Here is a 24,328-nt window from a genome sequence, read left to right on the forward strand (position 1 = left end):
TACAATCGGGGCCATTAATCGCCCCAATTGTAAAATTTACGTAAAAATAAACACTTATACCTCGGCTAAAGGTTACTTGCCTCGCCCCTTGTCTTGTCAATATATCAGGCGAAACCAATACAACCCAAAGCAAGGATTAATGCAGACGTGCCTCGACTCGCTTCATGGCGTAAAACATCCATATCGTCAAGATAGTGCTACAGGTCGCGAGCGACACCCACACACCAATCACGCCGAACGCCCATGCAAAGCAGTAGATGATCGCAGCGATAAGAATAAGCTTAGCGCCCGTCAGCATAGAAGCTTGTTTCGAACAGTTAATCGCTTGGAAGAAACTCGCACCGACTAAGATTAAGCCTTCCATAGGCAAGCCCCAAAAATACCAGCGCATACCTTCAATCGCCACTGGGGTTAAATTCGGATTATCACCGGCAAACAAATACACTAACCATTCAGGGCGAGAATAAATCAGCGCTAAACCTAAAGCTGCGGTAAGTAACGTCATACCAAAGGCAATATTGCGCGCTTGTTTAACCCTGTCAAAACGCCCAGCTCCCGCGTTAAAGCTATAAATGGGTTGAGTACCAAGCGCAATGCCCTCAAAAATCAGATAGAAAAACGCTTCGGTGTAACTCACCACACCATAGGCGGCCACATGTAATGGACCGCCAACCCACAAAAAAGCCGTATTATGCAGGGTTAACACTATCGACAAATACAGATTCATCAAAAAGCTGGGGAAACCAACGCGGGCTATATTAAGGCAATTATCGAGCTTGAGCTTCATCTGCTCAAAAGTGATTTTAAGCTGAGTGCGCGGACTGAAAAAATGCTGTAAACACAAAAGCCCCGTTACCGCCTGCGACAACATAGTCGCAATCGCTGCACCTGCTAAACCAAAGGGGAAAACCACAATAAACAGCCAGTCTAAGAAAGTGTTTAATACACCACCCAAAATCAGCACCCAAGTCACCATAGATGGCCTGCCATCATTACGCAGCAGTGTGGTAAAGGTCATTGAAATTATGGGGAAATGACACAGTGCAAAATACCAGAATAAGTATTCGTTAGCGTTTTCGAGCATCTCCCCTTGCGCCCCGAGAGCAACCAAAATATCTCGCGAAAATATCCCACCAACAAGGGCAAAAAAGCATCCCGTTAATAAACATAACGTAAAGGCATTACCCAGTAGTTTACGGGCCTTGACTACATTACCTTGGCCAAGATTGATTGACACTAATGCCGCGCTACCCATACCTATCATGGCGCCAATAGCGTATAAAATCGCGCCAACAGGGTAAGCTAGCATCATCCCCGCCAGCCCTGTTTCACCTAAATAATGGCCAACAAAGATGCCATCAATTGTCACATATACGCCCGTGACCAACATAGAGGCTATGGTGGGTATGGTATAGCGCCAAAAAAGCTTCGCAATCGGCTCCTCGAGCAAGCTCATATCCGCAGGAGCATGATTAGATGTTGTTGCTGTCATTAGCGTTTCTCACAAAAAGGGGGGCTAGAGTCGTATCTATTTAGAAAAATGATCGGGTGAACAAAAATGCGACAATGGATTGTACCTAAAAATAGCGAGAACTCAAAGCATGTTCATTATGAATAATTAACAATAAAGATTAATCATCACAATGACTTAAGCGGAAACAGTCCAATTTCAGCCAAATGACAAACTCAGTACAGTTCAATAACAGATGTGGGTTAATTCATCATTTTCTGCTACTTTTTTGGTGTTTAAGGCCGAATTAGGTAAAGTATCCGTTCAAGCAAGCCCATTAACGTATTTAAGCAAGATGAAATCATTAACTTTATAAATTTAAGCTTTTGATAATTAATGGGTTAAACAGAAATAAATTCAATAACAATAATAAGGGAAGGACATGAGTCAGAATAGTCCAAATGCAGGCAACGATCTGCGAGAAGTCAAACAGCTCGGCATGTGGGCCTCCATTACTAGCTTAGGTTATGTGTTTTGGTTAGTTGGTGGTATGGAGTTAGTCGAGCGTATCGCCTACTACGGTGTTAAAGCCAGTGCTGGACTGTACGCTAAAGCGCCAGAGTCTGCGGGCGGCCTTGGGATCAGCCTGAGTGACTACGGCATTATTATTTCCCTCTGGGCGATCATGCAAACCTTTGTGCCCGTGTTCACCGGTGGCATGTCTGACCGAGTGGGCTACAAAGAAACCATCTTCGGCTCCACCATCATTAAAATCTTTGGCTATCTCGTCATGGCATTCTTCCCCAGCTTTTGGGGCTTCCTTGTCGGTGCATTACTCCTTGCCATAGGCACAGGGATATTTAAACCGGGCATTCAAGGCACCTTAGTGCTGTCCACTAATCGCAACAACACTTCAATGGCTTGGGGCATTTTTTACCAAGTTGTAAACATTGGCGGTTTCCTAGGGCCTTTAGTTGCTGTGCATATGCGCCAATTGTCGTGGGACAATGTATTTTTCGCCTGCGCCGCGATTATCTCACTCAACTTCTTATTCTTACTCACCTATACCGAGCCAGGTAAAGCCGAGCGACTGGAACGCAATAAGCAAATAAAATCGGGTGAAGTCGAACAAGAATCCCTGTGGCGTGATGCTTGGCGTGAGCTGAAAAAGCCCATTGTGATCTACTATATGCTCGTTTTTTCAGGATTTTGGTTCTTGTTTAATGCCCTATTCGATGTGCTGCCTATCCATATTTCCGAATGGGTCGATACCAGCGTAATCGTCACCTCCCTCTTTGGCAGCGAAGGCACCAGTAACGGCATTCTGCAATTTTGGCTTGGCCTCAATAACGAAGGCACTAAGGTGATGCCCGAAGGCATGCTCAACCTTAATGCGGGCCTGATTATGACCTGCTGTTTTATCGTCGCGGCACTGACGGCTAAATACCGTATCACTACCGCCATGTTTATTGGTTGTTTGCTGAGTATTTTAGCTTTTGTGTTTATCGGTGCTTTCCATGCGGCATGGTTTATCGTATTCGCGATTGCCATGTTCTCCATTGGCGAAATGATGATTAGCCCGAAGAAAAACGAGTTTATGGGTAATATTGCTCCCGAAGGCAAAAAAGCCATGTACTTGGGATTTGTGATGTTGCCCCAAGGGATCGGCTGGGGATTAGAAGGCTACTTTGGCCCTAAACTCTACGAGATTTATGCATCAAAGGAATTGTTTTCGCGGGATTTATTGCTAGAGCGTGGCATGAACAGCACTGAGGTCAGCGCCATTCCTCAAGGTGAAGCCTTTACTACCTTGGTGAGTTACACAGGTGAAAACGCACACGATCTCACCCAATTGCTGTACCACAGCCATAACATTGGCATGGCGTGGTACATCATAGCCGCCATAGGGACTATCTCAGCGGTAGGGATTTACATCTATGGTAAGTGGTTACTCACACTACAAAGAGCCCAGCAAGCCGCCTAAGTGACACTCGCTGACCTCATTTTGGGCAAGGACGACAAAGACAAGATAAGGGCTAGATATGGCAAGGTGAGGAGCGATCCTCATCTTGCCATATCAGTATCAAAAAGGACGCGTCAGCAGCTCAGGCGTAAATTGTTCAGGCGACAACAATAAGCCTAGGCTTTCGATTTGTGCATTCAGACGATTGAGATCTTGAGTCAGTGCCGGCAAGGTCAGCGTATTGTCATCGAGTACATACACTTGCCTTAAACTGGTGTAATAAAAAAGCAATATAATCAAAGCATTAACATCATTTTGCGCCGCAGCGGCTTTAATCTTTATCAACTTGCGATAGATACGATTATGGAGTTGCTTTAATTGCCACACATAATAAATTTCGCTGAAGAAGGATTTATCCTTCAAGTTGTAAATCACTGCGCTACACAGACCCAGACTGAAAATCACGCCTAAGAGATTCAAGTGAAAATTACCTGTTGGCTCACCTGGCACTGGCGTCGCCCCAAACAGCGCAATAAGTCCAGTACCAAAAATCAGTGATAACACGACTAAACTAACAACTAGAATAACAATGAATAAATTCATGTTTTTACGATACAAGGTTTTATCTATTTCCTGCAGCTTCATAACATCCCGCTCAAATAAACCGCCCAGCATTGGCGTATAAATCAATGAATGGCAGAGCATACCCCAATCCCCTTTATTCGGCCTTAACTGATTTAAACGCATAAGGAAAATACATTTCTCATCCTCACTTACAAATGATACAAACTGAAACCTTTAAGCGTAACTAAGCAGGCTGAGGGATAGGATGATGTATCGATTGAAGATCAACGGCTTAATGCCCTTACGATTTATCTTCCAGTTATTTCAAAACATTAAAATGTTAACGTTCAATCAAATCTGGGTAAAATTTGCTAACCTTAACCCTAGTGAATTGCATAATAATATCGCCGCTTTTACGAGAGACTGTGTTCTAACCTCCCGCATTCAAACCACACAAGGAATACCATGATACTCAGCAAAGGCTTTGCACAGGTCGTCTTTTTGGCGCTCAGCAGCCTTTGCTTGACTGCACAGGCTAAAGACCTGCTCGCAGTGGGTTCGAGTTTCAGTCAAATTTTTGAACTACAAGCCAATGGCGAATATACCGGCTTAGGTGTCGATATTTTGAATCGCTTCGCCCAGCAGCAAAGTGTGAACATTCACTATCAAATTACCCCATGGCGCCGCGCTATCTCTATGGTTGAACGTGGCCAAGCGGATATTCTTATTGGTCCCTACGATACCCCAGAGCGTAATGCCAACTTGGTTTTTGCGGCGAAGGCATTTTACCGCGATGATATGGTGTTTTATGCTCGGGCAGACAATGAAATAGTGTGGAATGGCGACTATGCCAGTATTAAAACACAACGGATTGGAAAAATGCAGGGCTGGAGTTATGGCACAAGGTTTACTGAACAAACTAAATCATTAAATATCAATGAATTTGTCGATATTAAAAGTGGCATAGAACGGCTTTCGCGGGGTGATTTAGATTTACTCGCCACCAATAGTCGCAATACAAATGCAGTGCTCGCCCAAATCAAAATCCCTAAAGCAATTACGCCAATCATGCCGATAATCGATGTGCGAGACGGCTTTATGGCTTTTCCGAAACAAGCTAAATTTGATCCGCTAAGAACTCGTTTTGACAGCTTCTTCGAGGAGATGATCCAAAATGGCACACTCACTACACTCGGCCAAAAATACCGCGTGACCTTGCCTTACTGATCCAATCTTACTGTTCCCACCAAACCCGCCCCTCTTATCTTTGCTCACACCTGTAATAAAGAGTGATGGGGAACTCTGTTAGCTAAGACAAGCAATCAACTGCAGCTCAATCTCGTTCCAATTGACGTCGTCCATGGTAATCATTTCTAGTCTGGAATCTAAGGTGTCATCGAGTTCAACCACAGTAAACTCATGGTCAATCCAGTTAAATCCTGCAATTCCATCAGTAGTGATCATCACGGCCTTTAATCTAAGCAACACTTGCCCAACGTTGGATGACTGAGCTTGCCGCTGAATAAAATCCATTAATTTATCAAAATCAAATTCTTGACTCGGTTCAAACACCCAGCCGCAGCTAAAACAACCTTCACCTTGATTCTGCTTTCGCACTATACCGCGATCATCAAAATCAAGTGCGGCTTCGATTGCACCTTCGGCAAAGAGGCTCAACTCACTCAAGCGAGAACCACCAGCACGAAACAAGCTTGGAGCCGTCGTCGGTAGGCTGCCCAGCTTTAGGCCCGCGCTAGCATGCCCATTTATATTGAGTGACACGCGCCTTGGTTGGTTAAGATAGTCCAGCAAAGCGCTAGGTAAAGGCTGTTGATTTGAGTGGCTCACTACAGGAATATCAGTACGTTCAATATGGCTTAAATAAGTCTGCAATTCATAGAGTAACTTAGTATTTTCAGCATCATACAAGTCAGACTTAGTTGCGATGATCACATCGGCCACTTGCAACTGTTGGATAAAATTTGCATGTTCGCGATAGCGAGGATCGTGGATCTTACGCGCGTCCACCAAACATAGGGTGCTACGCAGTGAAATCACATTCTGATAATGGGGCGCACTCAATACTTTAATGATTTCATTAGGATGCCCAAGCCCAGTCGGTTCAATCAATAAGCGGTCAGGTTTCGCTTTCGCAATCAACTGATTGATGGCCACTTGTGTCGGTACGCCTGCTGCGCAGCACATACAGCCACCCGCAACCTCACGAATTTGTATGCCGTTATCGGAGGAGTTCAGTAACCCCGCATCAATGCCGACCTCACCAAATTCATTGACCAGCACTGCCCAAATTTCATCCGCGGGTTTAGTCGCCAACAATTGCTTAATCAGAGAGGTTTTACCTACACCTAAAAAACCTGTAATGATATTGGTGGGAATCGCTTTGATAATCATAAGGAAACTCGCTCGAATAGAAAGCTTGGCGCTCGAGTGTAGAAGTATTGGCTCCGAAGCTCAACAAAAAGCGCATCGGTGAGGATGCGCTTTTAGAATAGCGACAGGCTATGTAGCAAAATATGCAACTGACTATCCAACAGTCAAATCAACAAACTAGGCAACCGTTAGACGGCTAAGCTAATAGGCACTTTGCACTTATTAGCCTTGATTGTTGGGCTTAGCTTATTTTGACTTAACTTATTTTGACTTAGCCTATTTTGACTTATTGGTGCGAGAGCCAAAACCTGACTTATTGCTCACCAAATTCGACTTAGGTTTAGTCGCATTAAACGGCTTACCTGAGCCAGAAGCTGGCTTAGCACGGCTAGAGGATTTATCGCCACCGGTTTTGCTGTCCTGCGCTTTACCTTTCGCGTACTTACCCTGACGAGACTGGCCAATAGTACGATCCTGCGGCGCCTTATGGCTCCACTTTCCAATCGGCTTAATCGGTGCCGCGGGCGCATCACGGTAACGGGCAGGCAAAGGCGTGCCTTCTTCATAACCCGGTTGTACCGACACGGGCAGTTTCTGCTCAATCAAGGCTTCAATTTCAGCGAGCATTTCATCGTCAGAAGGTGAAACAAACGAAATCGCGCGACCCGTTAATCCTGCTCGGCCAGTACGACCAATACGATGGATATAGTCTTCGGCGAGGAAAGGTAATTCAAGGTTGATCACCATAGGCAAGGCATGAATGTCTAAACCACGAGCGGCCACATCGGTCGCCACCAGCACCCGCAATTTACCGGCTTTAAACTCTTCCAACACCCGATTACGGGCGCCTTGTGTTTTATCGCCGTGGAATACACCTGCGGCTATGCCATCCAGCTTTAATTCTTGTAATAAATGCTCGGCGCTTTCTTTCGTGCTGGCAAACACCAGCACTTGGCGCCAATTGTTGCGGCCAACGAGTTCTGACAACAGCTCGGCTTTGCGGCGTTTATCAACGCGATAGACTTCCTGCACAACTGTGGATGCGGTAGTCGTGTCAGCAACATTCACCCACTGAGGTTCATTCAGCATTTTCTCGGCGAGTTGTTTGACAGCATCGCTATATGTGGCTGAAAACAACATGGTTTGATGCTGCGGCGCAATTAAGCGTTTCACTTTTTCAATGTCGCGCACAAAACCCATGTCTAACATGCGGTCGGCTTCGTCGATCACTAATGTGGTAACGCTCGATAAATCTAACTGGAATTGGCCGATAATATCGAATAAACGACCAGGAGTTGCCACCAAAATATCAACGCCCTGCTCTACCCCTTTACGCTGGGGATTCATGTTGGCGCCGCCGTAAACCGCTAAGGTTTTCAGTGGTAGGAACTGGCTGTATTTTTGGATATTTTCGCAGACTTGAATCGCAAGTTCGCGGGTTGGCGTCATCACCAACGCGCGTAAAATCGGTTTATCATTGCTGTCGTTTGTTAAAGACTCAGCCGCCAACTTTTCAAGTACAGGCAGAGCAAAGGAAGCCGTCTTACCTGTACCCGTTTGGGCGCAGGCCATAATGTCTTTGCCTTCAAAGGCAAGCGGGATCACTTTCTCTTGCACTTGAGTGAGTTGCTGATAGCCACACTCAGTTATCGCATTCAAAATAGGAGAAGATAAACCGAGTGTTTCAAATTTCATAGGGACTCTTTAGCTAAGTAGTAAAACTTTGATGCGAGGTGATACTCAATGCCCCAACGCGGGGCCGCGGAGTCTAGCAAAATCCGCGGCGTTTTTATAGGCAATTATCGCCACTAAGTTAATATCTCCTCAGACATGGGAGACTAAAAGCGGATCCTGTAAGTATTTTTGGCTAAATTCACCCGCAGGCACAGGTCTTGAGAACAAGTAACCTTGGCCGTAGTCACAACCTGCAGCCAACAAGACTAGCCGCTGCGCATCGGTTTCGACACCTTCGGCAATCACCTTCATTCCCAACTTGTGGGCCATCACGATTATCGCCTCACAGAGAATTTGATCGTTTGAATCGGTATCGATATGGCGGGTAAAAGATTGATCAATTTTAAGATAATCAATGTCAAACTTTTTCAAATAGGCGAGTGACGAATAGCCCGTACCAAAATCGTCCAGCGACACTTGCACACCCGCATCGCGGTAGGCCAGTAGTTTTTCGGTTACACCCATACTGGCGTCCAATAACAGGCCTTCGGTAATTTCAACACAGACTCCCGCGCCTGTAATATTAAGATCTTGCAATAACTTCAACCAATCATTGAGCAGCGTGCCTTCATCACGAAATTGGATTGGGGATTTATTGACGCTGATTTGGATTTCAACCCCTAATTCATGACGCCACGCCGCACTCTGGCGAGCGGCTTGCTCGAACACCCAATTGCCGATTTCAACAATCAAGCCGGTGTCTTCCGCAACAGGAATAAACTCTGCAGGCGACACAGCACCACGCTCCGCATGATGCCAGCGGATCAAGGCTTCAGCCTTGGTCACTTCACCCGTTGCTAAGGCAACAATCGGCTGATAATGCAGTTCAAATTCTTTATTCACGACCGCTTGACGTAAGTCTTGGATCAAGCGCATGCGGTATTTGGCGTATTCCTGCATCGATGGGGTGAAATAGTTGAAGCGATTACGCCCTTGATCTTTCGCCGCATACATAGCCTGATCCGCATGCTTGAGAAGCCCTTCAATACTGGTCGAATCATCGGGATATAAAGTAATCCCAATACTGACGCTGATATAAGCGGTTTCTTCCCCTAACACATAGGGTTCGGCAATTCGTCGCAAAATATTCTCGGCGACGCGCTCAATCCCCTTATGGTCTTCCATCGAACTTAACACCACAGTAAATTCATCGCCGCCAAGACGCGCCACGACGTCGGCATCACGCACACAGGATTTCAAACGACTCGCGGTTTCTATCAGCAGTAAATCGCCCATGGCATGGCCTAAGGTGTCATTCACTTCTTTAAAGAAATCTAAATCCAAGAACAATAAGGCAAAGTGGTTGCGATTGCGGTCGGCATTTTTCACTTCACTGCTTAAATACTCCAACAACATGCGCCGATTAGGCAACCCCGTCAGCGTATCGTAGTTAGCCTGTTTCCAAATCAGATGTTCATTTTGCTTCTTATCGGTAATGTCTGAGAACAGGGCAACACGTCGATAGGGATGGCCTTCTTTATCATTAATCGTATTGATGGTTAACCAGATGACATATTCCTCGCCATTTTTGCGCCGCTGCCACATTTCCCCCTGCCATTGGCCTTTCTCGCGGATATCATTATTCATTTTGGTGTAAAAATCGCGGCCATTGAGGTCACAATAAAGCAGCCGAATATGTTGGTCCCGCACTTCAAATTCGCGATAACCCGTCATCACACTAAAGGCGGCGTTGACGGTAATAATCACACCCTTTTCATCGAGGACACTCATGGCTTCTGAGCTGTTATCGTAAACCAGTGCCGACAATTTTAAGGATTCTTCGATAAGTTTTGCGTCGGTAATATCGGTATAGGTTCCGCACATACGCAGAGCATTGTTGTTTGCATCTCTGCTCACGACTTTACCTGTATCAAGGATCCACCGCACCTTACGGTTTACGGTATTTAAGCGGTACTCCATCTTATGTTGCGCCGTTTCGCCACGAATATGGGCCTCAATCGAATGCAGCACTTTAGGCCTGTCTTCGGCGACTATCGCATCCATCCATTGGCGACTATTAGCGTTGAGCATATCAACATCGCAGCCAAGAATATCGGCACTGCGGGCGTTACGTTCAATACGATCATGACGAATATCCCAATCCCACACCCCAAGATCGCTACTGCTTAACACCAGTTCGAGTTGTTCACGGCTAGCGAGCACCTCTTGGTCAGCAATGGCCTGTGAGGTGATATCTAAATATCCAGCAATAACAAGCAACACGGCATTATTACCACCACGCTTACAGGCGACTGTCATATGGGTGTAAACCACGCTACCGTCTTTAACGATAAAACGTTTATCCATCTCGTAATTATCGATATCCCCCCGCAGCATAAGCTCAAATTTCAGGGCATCCGCTTCTAAATCATCGGGATGAGTAATTTGTGCCCACGTCATCCGTAGCAATTCAGCTTCTGAATACTTGAGCATTTGACATAACCGTGGATTCACCTTTATCCACTTTTGATCTATCCCCGTTATTGCAATACCAATATTGCCCGCGTTGAATTGGCTCCGAAAAAGGAAATCATCCTGCAGACGAATTTGTTCATCACGCTCTAATTCAAAACGTCGCGATAACAAGCGGCTCAATAGCCAAGTCGCTATCGGGAAAATGGTCAATACTGGGAGGGTCACTTTGGCGAGCAATGGCATTGCTATGCCATCGGGTAGAAATAAGAACCACAACAACATCACGATATGAACGGTATAGGCAAAGAGAAAAATTTCTCCACCTGAAATATTGGCTAACAGAGACTTACGATATTGACGCCAGATCACCCCGATTAAACCGGATGACACTATCACGCCGACGCCAATCCATATACCAGCGCCACCGATACTGATGCGATACAGCGCCGTCATCACGACAGCCACTAAGGTCGGTAAACCACCGAAAAATAGACCAGAAATACAGAGAATAACTGAACGGGTATCAAAGAAAACGCCAGGCAAATATACCCAAGGCGTACTCATAATAGTGATACCAATACCACCGATGAGCATCCCAATAATGATGCGCCACAGTAAAAAATACTGCCGCTGATGCTTTTTAGGAATCACGTCGTACAAAAAGACCAACGCCAGCAATAAAGCCGCATTTTGTACTAACGGAAAGAGAATACCTTTATCCATAACTCAGAGAGCGACTCCAAAAATGAGGGGGCTTGATACCATTTTAACATTCCCCCACAAGTGTAGCAGAATCACTTAGAAATCATGCGTTAATTCCCTTTGCCGCATCACACTTTGGACTTACCACATTACATTTTGCAATAGAGTTGTTGACGATATTGCTCTGCAATAGAATGCCAGTCAAAACGCTGTGCCATGGCCGCAGCACGCACTTGTGGCCATGTTTTCCCCTCGAAACAAGCAATGGCTTGCGTCAACCTTTGCAGAAACGCTTCGGCCTGCTCATTTAAGCTATTGCCGTTAAAAGCAAAACCATTAACGCCATCCTCAACGGTATCCTTTAAACCGCCTACACTATGCACTAAACATGGCTGTCCCGCGCGCATGGCCAACATTTGACTGATGCCACAGGGCTCAAAGGAACTTGGCATCAAAAACAGATCGCCATGCTGATACAGCGCTTCGGATAACGCCTCGTTGTATCCCTGCAAAAATAATAGGTTATCGTATTTAGCCCCTAACGCTTGAAAAGACTTAGCAATCGATGCATCGCCACTGCCGAGTAAAATCAGCAGCGCCGTCGGTTTTGTTTGCTTCAATGCTTTAAGTAAGGTTTCAAGCACAGATAAACCCGAGGGCAATTGATGGCGCAGCAGTAAGACTTTTTGATCGGTCAAACGGCCCACCGAAGTCAATAACAGATTCGGTACTTGCTCCGCCATTGCTTGACGCCAATGGGCTTGGGTGCGGGCAAAAGCAATCATGTCCACGCCACTCACTTGCGTTTGATGCCCCTGCCATTGCACTAACGCAGTTTCAATCGCACTGAGCAATTGCTTGAACTCGGGTACTTGAATACGCGCAGGTGGCTTAGCGGGTAAATCCGATACTGACGAATATACACAGCCATTTAAAATCCCCACCACTTTGCCGTCATTGGCCTTGACCTGTAAGTCATGTTCTAGCCCTTCACCACCAAAGAATCCCGCCTCTGGTTTGGAGGGCTGCAACACTTCTTTGGCATAACTGGGCGAGACTAAATGCACTTTGTCGCTCAGCACTATGCCCATACGCATAGGGTTAACACAGTAGGGATAACGGGGATCAGTAATTAACTGTTTTTGCCCCAGCGTCAAAGTGGCAAACAGCTCGGGAAACCAAGCCGCAAAGGAGGATGAGTCTTGGCTTAAGGGACGTATCCCCTGCAGTGCAAGATTGTGGATAGAGAACACACACTCAATGTCTTTGAGAGCACTGAACTCAGGCACGAATGCTCTTAACATGGCTAAGCAGCCCGCATGCCAGTCATGTAAATGCAGCACAGTCGGCATAGGCACTCGGCCAGTAACTAATGCTGTCGCGACGCTCGCGCAAAGGAAAGCAAACTTAGTCGCATCGTCGGCGAAAGGACGCTCGGCACTGCCTTGGCTATAAATCTGCCCAGGTACGGATTGCCATAATGCATGTTCGAGCAGATAAATCATCGCCTCTGGCACATGGGGATGGGGCATGGCAAACAAATGCACTCGCTCCAAGCGACCACCAAAGGCCACAGTTAACTCACCCAGATCTTGGGGTTGATTCGCTACCGCAGTTAAAAAGCCATAGCTTGGCATGATCACATCGGCGCACAAATCAACACCCGCCAGAGCGGCGGGTAAATCACGGATGACATCCGCCATACCGCCAACCTTGGCGCCCGCAAGGGCACCGTTTTCAGCCGCGACCATCAAAATGCGTTGTTTCAATTAATTGGATACTCCCGCTACTTCAACTGTGCAGCTTTTATTAAGCTGCCTATACCTAAGCCATTTTTACTTTAATGATCAGTTTACTTTAATGATCAAAGCACTATTCATAGCCTACAGGCAAACCTAGCATGTCACGGGTCACTAAGGTGACGCCTTTTTCCGACACCCTAAAGCCTTTAGCTCTGTCGTGATCATGGTTATAACCTATCACCATGCCTTCGGGAATAATGCAGCCACGGTCAAGTATCGCATTCTTGATTTTGCAATGGCGCAGCACGACTACATCGGGTAGCACTACTGAATCTTCAACTAACGAATAAGAACAAACGCGCACTTCGTTAAACAATACACTACGGCGCACTGTCGCCCCCGAAATAATACAACCGCCCGAAACAATCGAGTCCAACGCCATACCGCGTCTATCATCGTCATCAAACACAAATTTAGCGGGTGGTAATTGTTCTTGGAAAGTCCAAATTGGCCATTTCGCATCGTACAAATTCAGTGCTGGCGTAGGCGATAACAGTTCCATATTCGCTTGCCAGAAAGAGTCTAGCGTACCCACATCGCGCCAATAGGCTTGCTCGTTCGGGAAAGCGCTCTTAAAGGGATAGGCGAACACATTATGTTTTTCGATGATCGCAGGAATAATATCCTTACCAAAATCGCGATCTGAGCTTTCATTTAAGGCATCTTTCTTGAGCTGGTCAAACAAAAACTCTGTGTTAAACACATAGTTGCCCATAGACGCTAAACACATTTCAGGATTACCCGGAGAATGCTTAGGTTGCAGCGGCTTTTCTTCAAAGCCTAAAATGCGCATCTCTTCATCGACTTCCATCACCCCAAACGAACCCGCAGCTTCGGCAATCGGCACTTCAAGGCAAGAGACTGTCATATCTGCGCCCGACTCGGCATGCGCGGCTAATAACCCAGCATAATCCATGCGATACACGTGATCGCCAGACAACACCATCACGTATTTAGGCAGCTCGTGGCGAATGATATCGATATTTTGAAATACCGCATCGGCCGTGCCTTGGTACCAGTTTTCCGAATAGCGTTGTGAAGCGGGTAAAATCTCCACCGACTCGCCCAGCTCCTTCTTAAAATGGCCCCAACCGCGCATCACATGGCGGATCAAAGAATGCGACTTGTACTGAGTCACAACCCCGACACGACGAATACCCGAGTTAATACAATTTGAGAGCGGGAAATCGATAATACGAAACTTACCACCGAAATACAGTGCAGGTTTAGCACGCCAATCCGTGAGTTCATGCAAGCGAGACCCGCGCCCACCAGCTAAAATCAACGCATATGTTTCACGAGTTAAATTACTGATATAACGAACATTAGACATAGGCTCTTACTCCGAAATCGGCAAACTGATTGCCCATAAATGGCTTATCGATACGGCAGACACTGCCATACTCCCCTGAGTATTTCTCACTTGCATTCCCCATTCCTTCCATTGATTGCTGCATTCCTTTCAAACACTTAACGCTTATACTCATCCGCTATAACAAGAGACTTATAACCAAGAGCCCAACCCTTACAGTTTCCAAATTTCATCGCGATAACCTGCGATCGTCACATCACTCGAAAAACGTCCACTGGCGGCGGTATTGCGAATACTCATCTGCGTCCAAACCTGCGGATCTTTATAGGCCCGCGCCACGGCTTCTTGCACGACTCGGTAACTGTCAAAGTCGGCGGCCGTCATCCATTGATCGTCGCTACTTTCGATGGCGGCAATAATGGGATCGAAAATCCCCGGCTCAAGCAGATTGAAGTGACCACTTTTGAGTAACTTCATCACCTCAGATAACGCCGGTGAATCATCAATAATACTGCGTGGATGATAGTGACTACGTACCTGCGAGACCTGCTCCGCATTGAGTCCAAACAGGAAGAAGTTCTCAGAGCCCACTTCCTCTAACATCTCGATATTGGCGCCATCCATAGTGCCGATTGTCAGGGCGCCGTTCATCATGAACTTCATATTGCCCGTGCCCGATGCCTCTTTGCCCGCGGTTGAAATTTGCTCGGACAAATCAGTCCCCGGACAGATTTTTTCCATGGCGCTGACGTTGTAGTTTGGTAAGAAAGCAAAGCGTAGGTAAGGCGTCACCATAGGATCGGAATTGACCATATGAGCAACATTGCTGGCGAGCTTGATGATCAACTTAGCCATAAAGTAACCGGGCGCCGCTTTACCGCCGATCAATACACAACGTGGCACCATGTTTTCGGTGTGGCCTTGCTGGATCTGATGATAGAGATGAATCACATGCAATATGTTGAGTAACTGACGTTTATATTCGTGAATACGCTTCACTTGCACGTCAAACAGCATAGCCGGATCGAACTCAACTCCACATTCCTTAACAATCATCTTAGCCAGCAAAGCCTTGTTGGCTTGCTTCACATCACGCCATTTTTGGATAAACGCATTGTCCTGTGTGAGGGCATTGAGCGCCGTTAACTGGCTTAAGTCTGTCACCCATTCTTGACCTAAATGGGCGGTCAGTAACTTAGCTAAGGCAGGGTTACAATGGGCAAGCCAACGTCTTGGCGTCACACCATTAGTGCGGTTATTAAACTTATGCGGCCACAACTCATAGAAATCCTTAAACAACCCAGATTTGAGTAGTTGCGTGTGTAAACCCGCGACACCGTTGACCGAGAAACTCGCCACAATCGCCAAATACGCCATACGCACATGGGGATGTGGACCATCTTGAATAATTGACATACTCGCCAATTTCTCACTATTTCCTGGCCAATGGTGGGCGACTATATCTAAGTAACGGGCGTTGATTTCATAAATGATTTCTAAGATGCGTGGCAGCATTTGCGCCATCATACGCACGGGCCAACGCTCTAGTGCTTCAGGCAACAGGGTATGGTTAGTGTAAGCCATGGTCTGACTGGTAATAGCCCATGCACTGTCCCATTCCAAACTGTATTCGTCGATCAATAACCGCATCAACTCAGGCACGGCAATGCTAGGGTGAGTGTCATTCAACTGCATGACATTTTTAGCGGCAAACTGCGTAAAATCATGACCATGACGACTCACCCAACGTTTGAGTAAATCCTGCAAGCTAGCGGAGGATAAAAAGTATTGCTGACGTAATCGCAGCTCTTTGCCGTTCTCGCTCGCATCATTTGGATAGAGCACCATAGTGATCTGCTCGGCCAAGTTTTTACGGGCCACGGCTTCCGTGTAGTCGCCTTGGTTAAACTCAGCTAAATCAAAATCATCGGTCGCTTCAGCCTTCCACAATCTCAGGGTATTTACCCGCCCATTGCGATAACCGGGAACTGGCATGTCATAGGCGACGGCGAGCACATCTTGGGTTTCAACCCAAATAATGTGCCGACGGCCTTGTTTATCGACATAGGATTCAGTGTGGCCAAAAAAAGGCACAATCACGTTGTGGGTAGGGACACGCACTTCCCACGGATTGCCTTCGCGCAACCAACGGTCAGGGCGTTCAACTTGGTAACCGTCGACTATCTTCTGGGCGAACATGCCATATTCGTAACGTATGCCATAGCCTGTCACTGATAAGTCCATGCTGGCGCAGCTATCGAGGAAACACGCGGCTAATCGACCTAGGCCGCCGTTGCCTAAACCGGCATCATGTTCGGCCTCTTCTAACTCTTCTAACGATACCGCATAGTTGCTCAAGGCATCACGGCTATCTTGTTGCAAATCTAAACTCAGTAGTGCATTACCTAGTGCACGGCCCATCAAAAATTCAAGGGATAAATACGCCACTTGCTTGCGCTTAAAATGGCTGTCATCCACTCGAGTCTGACGCCAATTGTCTAGCATCTGTTCTTTCACGCTGTAAGCTAACGCTTGAAATAATTCGCAGCTCACGCCTTCGCCACGGCTGAGTCCATAACGTAAATGGCGCTCAAAGGAAGCGGGCAAAGCATCGCAGGGTTCACAAGGCTCAGCGGCTTTAGACTTAGTCTGACGCTTAGCGGGCGCCTTCTTGCTCGCTGCTTTTGACTGAGCTAGTGTTACTGGTTTTTCGCTGGTATTGGGGCTCAGCTCGCTTTTGTCACTCATAGTTAATTCCTTCATTTCCTATAAAATCAGCATGAAAAAGCATGAGACTACGATCTTGCAGTAAGTATCGCGTCGCAGAGATCTGAACATCCAGCGGCTCAGTTTGGGTATGAATAAGGCATTGCCACGGACTCAAGTGCTCGAAAGTCGGCAGGGTAAAAGCGAGAGGATTGTCGTCGGCATTAACCATCAACAGCAAAGCTTGCTGCTTGCCTTGATCTTCTAAATCACCGGAAAGCACCACAGACAAACTGCGGCACATAGATTCGGTCCACAAGCTCTTGGTCATTTGTTCACCTTGGCGACTAAACCAATCTAATCGAGTACCAATATCGGCTAAGGATTCAGCCAATAACTGTTCGTGAATGAAGCGCTTAGCACATAACAGCGGGAAACGTTTGCGCAGGGCGATAAGCTGCTGAGTAAAGGCTAACAGCTCAGTGTCCATGCCCTTTGCCGACCAATCAAACCAGTTCAGTTCATTGTCTTGGCAATAGGCATTATTGTTACCTTGCTGGGTGCGGCCCGTTTCATCGCCGCTCAACAACATAGGCACACCTTGGGATAAAAATAGCGTAGTCAATAAGTTACGTTGTTGACGACTGCGAAGTGCCAGAATTGCGCTATCTTCGGTTTCCCCTTCAATCCCATAATGATGGCTGAAGTTTTCTTGGTGACCGTCGCGGTTATCCTCCCCATTTGCCAAGTTATGGCGCTGGGTATAACTCACTAAGTCTTTAAGGGTAAAACCGTCGTGACTGGTTAAAAAATTAAGACTAGTCGCAGGTGGACGGCCACTGTGTTCAAAAAAATCCCCCGAGCCGTGAAAACGCCGAGCAAATTCGGGCAACATGCTGTGATCGCCGCGCCAAAAGCGGCGCATAGTGTCTCTATATCTGTCGTTCCATTCACTAAAAGCCACGGGGAAATTGCCCAATTGATAACCGCCAGGGCCAATATCCCAAGGCTCAGCAATTAATTTCACTCGGCACAAAACAGGGTCTTGCAACAGCGCATCGAAGAAACCTGAGCCGGGATCAAAACCATAGGCTTCGCGACCTAAGCAAGCCGCCAAGTCGAAGCGAAACCCATCGACGCCCATGATTTCTACCCAATAACGCAGCGAATCTAGTACGAGCTGTAACATACGTGGATGATTGATATTTAAGGTGTTTCCGCAACCCGTATCATTAATATAAAAACGCTTATCATTCGGATGCAGACGGTAATAACTGAGATTATCTATGCCACGAAAACTAAAGGTCGGCCCAAGTCGACTCCCCTCGGCGCTGTGGTTATAGACCACATCGAGGATCACTTCGATACCTGCGCCGTGAAGTGCATCCACCATGGCCCGAAACTCACCAATGTTGTCGGATGATAGATAACTCGGCTCAGGGGCAAAAAAACCGATACTGTTGTAACCCCAATAGTTAGTGAGCTTTTTCTCGAGCAAAAATGGCTCAGTGAAAAAGGCCTGTACAGGAAGTAACTCGACACACGTCACCCCAAGTTCGGCCAAATAATCGATAGCCGGCTGAGTCGCTAAGCCCGCAAAGGTGGCACGTTTATGGGGTTCAATCTCAGGATGCACCGCCGTAAAGCCTTTAACATGCATCTCATAAATGATACTGCGCTCTAGAGGTTTGGGCTGAAACCTCGTCGCAAGGGGCTGAATCGACTGCTTGGCAGCTATCTCGATTAATGGACGAATGTCCACGACCTTGCATTTTGGCACATAGGCAGCGTTATCTAACTTGCTGAAAGATAAGTCTTCATCCATGTGGTTCAGCTCGTAACCATAGTTAGACTCATGGTCGCAATATTCACCGACGAGCTGGCGCGCATAGGGGTCGAGCAATAATTTATTGGGGTTAAATCTGTGACCAAGCTGAGGCTCATAGGAGCCATAAACGCGATAACCGTAGAGTTGCCCCGCCTTAAGCCCTTGCACAAACACATGCCAGATTTGCTGGGTTTGTTCAGTTAACGCAATACGCGCGACTTCTTGCTCGCCATTGTCATCAAATAAACATAACTCAACCGCTGTGGCGTTAGCTGAAAATAACGCAAAATTGACGCCATCGCCCTCAACATTAGCACCGAGCGGAAAAGGCTCACCTACCCCTAACGCCCATTTTTCGCTTTGAAATGGGTGTTTTTTAGCGTCAGGGTTGAGCTTAATATCATCAGCCGTGGGCTTTTGCATGCTAGTTCGCCTCAGCCAATCCGGTTAACGCAGGCCCTATCACTAGGCAACCCAAGGGTGGCACAGTGATCAGCGCGCTCTGCGCCATTCCTTGCCACGACAGCGGCTCAGCAACCACAGTGCCCGCATTACCTTGATTACTGCCACCATAAATCTGGCTATCGCTATTAAGATATTCGCGGTAATCCCCCGCCAAAGGCAAACCAATACGGAACCCAGTGTGCAATTGAGGCGTCATGTTGATGACAAACACTAACGGCGCATCACCTGCTAAACCGTAACGCACAAAGGTAAAGATGCTGTCGCGGCTATTCTCACAATCTAGCCAACTAAATCCTGCGCCCTCGTAATCCTGAACCGATAAGGCTGGCATTTTTTGATATAAGTGATTGAGATCTTTAAGCCAACGCTGGACGCCTTGGTGCGGCTCGTAAGCCAATAAGTGCCAATCTAAACTCTGGTTATGGTTCCACTCATTTCGCTGACCAAACTCGCAGCCCATAAAGAGTAATTTCTTACCTGGATGCCCCCACATAAAACCGTAATAGGCACGCAGAGTTGCAAATTTCTGCCAATCATCACCGGGAATCTTATGCAGCAACGAGCCCTTACCATGGACCACTTCATCGTGACTCACGGACAGCATAAATTGCTCGGTATAGGCGTACATCAAACTGAAGGTCAATTGATGATGGTGGAATTGGCGGTAAAGCGGATCTCGGCCTAAGTAGCCTAAGCTGTCATTCATCCAGCCCATGTTCCATTTAAAGCCAAAGCCGAGACCTTGCTGATCCGTCGGTTTAGTCACCCCCGCAAAGGCGGTGGACTCTTCGGCGATCATGCAAATGCCGGGGAAAGCTTGGTATAGGCGTTGATTCAAAATTTGTAAGAAACTGATGGCCTCGAGATTCTCCCGTCCACCATAGGCATTAGGCAGCCATTGGCCCGGCTCGCGGCTGTAATCGAGATACAACATAGAAGACACGGCATCGAGACGCAGGCCATCGAAATGAAACTCCCGCAGCCAGTAACAGGCATTACTCAACAAGAAACTGCGCACTTCACCGCGATCATAGTTATAAATCAGGGTATCCCAATCGGGATGTGTGCCCTTGCGAGGATCTTCGTGCTCATACAAACAAGTGCCATCGAAACGCACTAAGCCGTGGGGATCCTTAGGAAAATGCGCCGACACCCAATCGAGGATGATACCAATTCCCGCCTGATGGCAGGCATCCACAAAGGCTTTTAACCCATTGGCATCGCCAAATCTGTGGGTCGGTGCATAGAGACCCACAGGCTGATATCCCCACGAACCATCGAAGGGAAACTCGCTGATCGGCATCAGTTCAATGTGGGTAAAACCTTGCTCCTTCACATAGGGAATCAGCTGCTCAATCAAGTCGTTATAATCAAGATATTGCTCGCCTTGATCCCCCTTACGACGCCACGAACCTAAGTGCACTTCGTAGGCCGACATGGGCGCTTTATGCCAAGCTGTCGCCGCTCGCTTACTCATCCAAGCGGTATCATTCCAACTGTGATGGGCTTTTGGGGGCACGATAGAAGCATTATGGGGCGCGCATTCCATTTGAGTCGCCATGGGGTCGGACTTGGTATGACGCTCACCATTTTGGTAAACCAAATCAAACTTATAGTGGGCGCCTTCAACCACATTGGGCAGAAATAGCTCCCACAAACCATTGGCAAGATGTTGGCGCATTACATGGCGAGTATCGTCCCAATGATTGAAATCCCCCACCACAGAAACCCGTTTGGCATTGGGTGCCCACACACAAAAATGCACACCTTCAACGCCTTGGGTCTGACGCCAGTTGGCGCCTAAAAACTCATAGGCGCGCTCGGCGCTGCCTTCACCAAACAGGTAAATATCGTCACTATTGAGCAGTGAATCAAACTGATAAGGGTCGACTATATCTAGCTGACACAGGGGGTATTCTACCCGCAGCAAATAGAGAAACGGTTTGACGCGTCGCCCCAGCGTACCGGCGAACAATCCCTGCTCGTTAACTTTGTCCAGACTCGCTACTTTGCGGCCATCTTTAATGCTGATCACATCCACACTGAGGGCATTGCGTAAAAAACAACGAACAATTAATGCCTTACCCTCGTTGGCACTGTGCATACCCAAAAGCGAAAAAACATCAGTGTATTGACCATTAAGTAGGGCGACGTCGGCGCCATCGTAGAAATAGGCATTGGCTTGAGTCATCATTTTTCTTCCGTTTATCAGTCAATTAAACTTGCAAATTGGCACTCTTTACCCACATCCCCCCTAATAATCTCATCTTTAGGGATGGCATAATGTGGTGCGACTTAGGCAGCCTTTCGCTGGTGCTAGATTTAGCTCGGTAGCTGTCTCGCCACAGCGATATTTTGTAATCGCTGCAGTATCTCTGGCGAAGTCGACACTTGCGTTAAATTCAGCGGCAGGCGACGCTGCCAATTTGGATATTCGAGCCAAGTACCGGGAATGTTCACCGCATGGCGATCGGCTAATAAATCGCACAGTTGCACGCTGTATAGCGCACTATTGCCGCGAGCTCCTAAGGTCATCCAAGCCGTGAGTAAGGTTTGAATATCGAGTTCGGCTATCGTCACCTCGGCTAACAGACCTTGAGCGACTAACAGTGAAATCAGTTGCTGCTTTTCATGTTCACGCCCCGCGAGCGCCTCGCCCAATTGTTCGTCAGTTTCAAACAGGGATAACTGTCGACGCAGATGCAAATCGCTGCCGCACCACCAAGCCACTAAAGTCGGCACATCGTGGTTCGCCAGCATCATCAGGCTCTGGGACTTGTATTGATCCGGTGATTTAAAGCCTTGATGATCTTTGCAAAAATAGAACAATTCGTTGGAATAAATGCCGGAAGTGTAGAGACGATGAATAATGTCCGGTGGCACGAGTCCTAAGTCTTCACCAATCACCACACAGCGGGCACGTTGGCTCTCAAGGCAAACGATGGCGAGCAAGGTTTCGACGGGATAATACACATAGGCACCGTGACCGAGTTGCTTATCCAGCGGCCACCACCAGAGTCGCAGTAAGCCCATCACATGATCGATACGCAAGGCGCCACAGCTTTCCATATTGGCGCGGATCAAGGCGATAAAATGACTGAAATTATGTTGTTTTAACTTCACAGGATCGAGTGGCGTTAAGCCCCAATTTTGTCCTTGGGGTGCAAAGGGATCGGGCGGTGCACCTATGCTGGCATTCAAACAAAACTGCTCGGCATTAGCCTGTACTTCACTGCCCTGCAGCGCTGCACCGACGGCCAAATCACGGATCAATCCCAGCCCCATCCCAACCTCTTTAGCTTTTAGCTGACAGAGGTGTAACTGCTTTTCAGCCACAAATTGCAGGTAAAGATAGAAACCTTCCTCTTGCACAAACGCTTTAGGACTACGCAAATATTCCGCTTGAGCAAACTCTTGTAGCGCACTGCCCTGCTCACGCACAAACTCATGGAATCTTTGCGCTCTGGGCGTGTCGTTCGCCAGATGCGTGTCACAAAAAACGCGATATAACTGCTCAAAGGCACGGTATTTCAGCTCGCTCACTTTAGGATAATCGAGCCAATTATCACGATTCAGTAAGGCGATAGCCTCTACCCAAGTAGCGCTTGAAAATTCAGTGGCAAGAGCTTGGTATTCAGGAACGCTTTGTAATTGAATATAAAGAGGATTAAGTCTGCGGCGATCGCACGGACTATAGGGACTCGGATGCTCTGGCGCCGCGATATCGAGGGCATGCAAGGGATTGAGTTGAATAAAATCCGCGCCCTGCGCCGCCACCAGCCCGATCAGTTGTTCTAAATCACCAAAGTCGCCAATGCCCCATTGGCTCTCGCTGCGCAAACTGTAGAGTTGGACGCTGATCCCCCAAGGTTTATGGCGTTTACCTTGGGCAACAGCCGTGAGTACGCCTTGGTAAGCGGCCCGCGGCGCCACCATTAAGGTACCAGAGAACAAAGTACGAGTATCAGCCTCAGCCGTCGCACTGCTCTCTAGCGCCGAGCTTGGCGCTGGTGCACTGGTCGATAGAGCATGCTTTAAGCTTAAAGCTATGCGATGAAAGCCCAAACCTAACACTGAGAAATCACTCACATTTTTGTCAGCTGCATGTGCAAATGAGTCTTGGTTTTTGATTAAGGCAGGCTTGTTAGTGAACTCTTGGCTGCTCAGGAAATAGGACGCTAAATTCACCGCTTCAGTCTCGGCGGGCATTAAGTTGTCAGGGAAAGCTTGGGTCTTGGCCTCAGCTAAATCGAGGCGTGCGAATCCCAGTTGCGTAAGATCAAGGCGATAGTGTAGATAAAGCGTTTGTTCAATGCGGTAATCGCCAATGGACTTAAGCGCCGAGAAAGGCACATCGAATACGATGGACTCACCCTGTTCGCATTCAATCGCCACACTCAGATCTGAGGTATAGGTTTCCGGTAAACAAAGGCTTATCCAAGGTTCATCCACAAAACACCAATGGAATTCAGGTAGCACCTGAGTCCAAGGACGGGCATCCAGTAGATCAATTTGCGACGCGATCAGTGCTTCGGTCAATACCGCATCGACACAGGTCAGCCCAGCATCACTCGATAACGCTTCTGTAGCAGGAGCATCAATGGCAGTCCCTGCCACGCTGTTTTTTTCCTGTAACATACAGGTCAAGATACCTTGCCTGTCTACCTCAGAAATATGGATATTTTGGCCAAAACAATCAGTAAATTCTGCTCCAACTCCCCGCAAATACAGCAACTTTTCCAGCCCCATATTTTGTCGCCCCCGCGACCGCTCATCCATAGCTTTAGATATACAGTAACCATGCCAACGAAAAGTAACAAGAAGATGACATAAATATTTCAGAGAAATAACAAAAAACTTTTTCAAAAAATCAGTAACTTACTAGAAGCACTCAGTTAAGTTGGCGCTCAGTAGCTATCAGGATATAAAGAGTGGAATGCACTAAATTGGGGCATGCGTTCAGCAAGAGGGCAAGCATGGCTCCTAAAGCATGCAA

At 47.3% G+C, this 24,328-nt stretch carries 13 protein-coding genes; 2 read left to right on the forward strand and 11 right to left on the reverse strand.

The genetic code is table 11. The features are described 5' to 3' along the window. Positions 1-136: 136 nt before the first annotated feature. Positions 137-1,492 (reverse strand): MATE family efflux transporter, encoded by a 1,356-nt coding sequence (locus L5M28_RS00845; protein WP_028760699.1) that lies wholly within the window; start codon positions 1,490-1,492, stop codon positions 137-139. A gap of 400 nt (positions 1,493-1,892) precedes the next feature. On the opposite strand from L5M28_RS00845, the gene L5M28_RS00850 reads away from it, so the two are divergent. Continuing rightward, on the forward strand, positions 1,893-3,434 hold the full coding sequence (locus L5M28_RS00850) for an MFS transporter (RefSeq protein WP_028760700.1): 1,542 nt from the start codon (positions 1,893-1,895) through the stop codon (positions 3,432-3,434). 99 nt (positions 3,435-3,533) lie between these two features. Here the strand turns inward: L5M28_RS00850 and L5M28_RS00855 are convergent, their stop codons facing one another. Then, on the reverse strand, positions 3,534-4,058 hold the full coding sequence (locus L5M28_RS00855; RefSeq protein WP_219253093.1) for a DUF3087 domain-containing protein: 525 nt from the start codon (positions 4,056-4,058) through the stop codon (positions 3,534-3,536). A gap of 384 nt (positions 4,059-4,442) precedes the next feature. Between L5M28_RS00855 and L5M28_RS00860 the strand changes: the two genes are divergently transcribed. Further along, a complete protein-coding gene (locus L5M28_RS00860) occupies positions 4,443-5,204 on the forward strand; it encodes a substrate-binding periplasmic protein (RefSeq protein WP_263202118.1) in 762 nt (253 codons plus the stop codon). Positions 5,205-5,282: 78 nt separating this feature from the next. On the opposite strand, the gene L5M28_RS00865 is transcribed toward L5M28_RS00860, so the two are convergent. The 9 genes from L5M28_RS00865 to malQ form a co-directional block, all read right to left on the reverse strand. Further along, on the reverse strand, positions 5,283-6,389 hold the full coding sequence (locus L5M28_RS00865; protein ID WP_219250126.1) for a CobW family GTP-binding protein: 1,107 nt from the start codon (positions 6,387-6,389) through the stop codon (positions 5,283-5,285). A 255-nt stretch (positions 6,390-6,644) separates the two neighbouring features. Further along, complete coding sequence (locus L5M28_RS00870) at positions 6,645-8,063, reverse strand: DEAD/DEAH box helicase (RefSeq protein WP_263202120.1); 1,419 nt, start codon at positions 8,061-8,063, stop codon at positions 6,645-6,647. 129 nt (positions 8,064-8,192) lie between these two features. Next, the gene (locus tag L5M28_RS00875; RefSeq protein WP_263202122.1) at positions 8,193-11,240 is read right to left on the reverse strand and encodes an EAL domain-containing protein; all 3,048 of its coding nucleotides are present in this window, start codon (positions 11,238-11,240) and stop codon (positions 8,193-8,195) included. Positions 11,241-11,368: 128 nt separating this feature from the next. Continuing rightward, entirely contained in the window at positions 11,369-12,988 is a 1,620-nt protein-coding gene (locus L5M28_RS00880; RefSeq protein WP_263202123.1) for a glycogen synthase, read from the reverse strand. Positions 12,989-13,091: 103 nt separating this feature from the next. After that, on the reverse strand, positions 13,092-14,354 hold the full coding sequence (glgC, locus tag L5M28_RS00885) for a glucose-1-phosphate adenylyltransferase (protein ID WP_006085131.1): 1,263 nt from the start codon (positions 14,352-14,354) through the stop codon (positions 13,092-13,094). Between the two features lie 192 nt (positions 14,355-14,546). After that, positions 14,547-17,081, reverse strand: a complete 2,535-nt coding sequence (locus tag L5M28_RS00890; protein ID WP_263196255.1) for a glycogen/starch/alpha-glucan phosphorylase — start codon at positions 17,079-17,081, stop codon at positions 14,547-14,549. Then, positions 17,074-19,290 (reverse strand): glycogen debranching protein GlgX, encoded by a 2,217-nt coding sequence (glgX, locus tag L5M28_RS00895; RefSeq protein WP_263196256.1) that lies wholly within the window; start codon positions 19,288-19,290, stop codon positions 17,074-17,076. Before glgX ends, L5M28_RS00890 begins: the two co-directional genes overlap by 8 nt. Before the next feature lies 1 nt (position 19,291). Then, positions 19,292-21,526, reverse strand: coding sequence for a 1,4-alpha-glucan branching protein GlgB (gene glgB / locus L5M28_RS00900; RefSeq protein WP_263202125.1), 2,235 nt, complete (start codon positions 21,524-21,526; stop codon positions 19,292-19,294). 128 nt (positions 21,527-21,654) lie between these two features. Next, positions 21,655-24,081, reverse strand: coding sequence for a 4-alpha-glucanotransferase (gene malQ, locus L5M28_RS00905; protein ID WP_263202127.1), 2,427 nt, complete (start codon positions 24,079-24,081; stop codon positions 21,655-21,657). Positions 24,082-24,328 lie beyond the last annotated feature (247 nt).

Origin of the sequence: Shewanella sp. SW32, assembly GCF_025653365.1 — a bacterium.
GTDB lineage: Bacteria > Pseudomonadota > Gammaproteobacteria > Enterobacterales > Shewanellaceae > Shewanella > Shewanella oncorhynchi.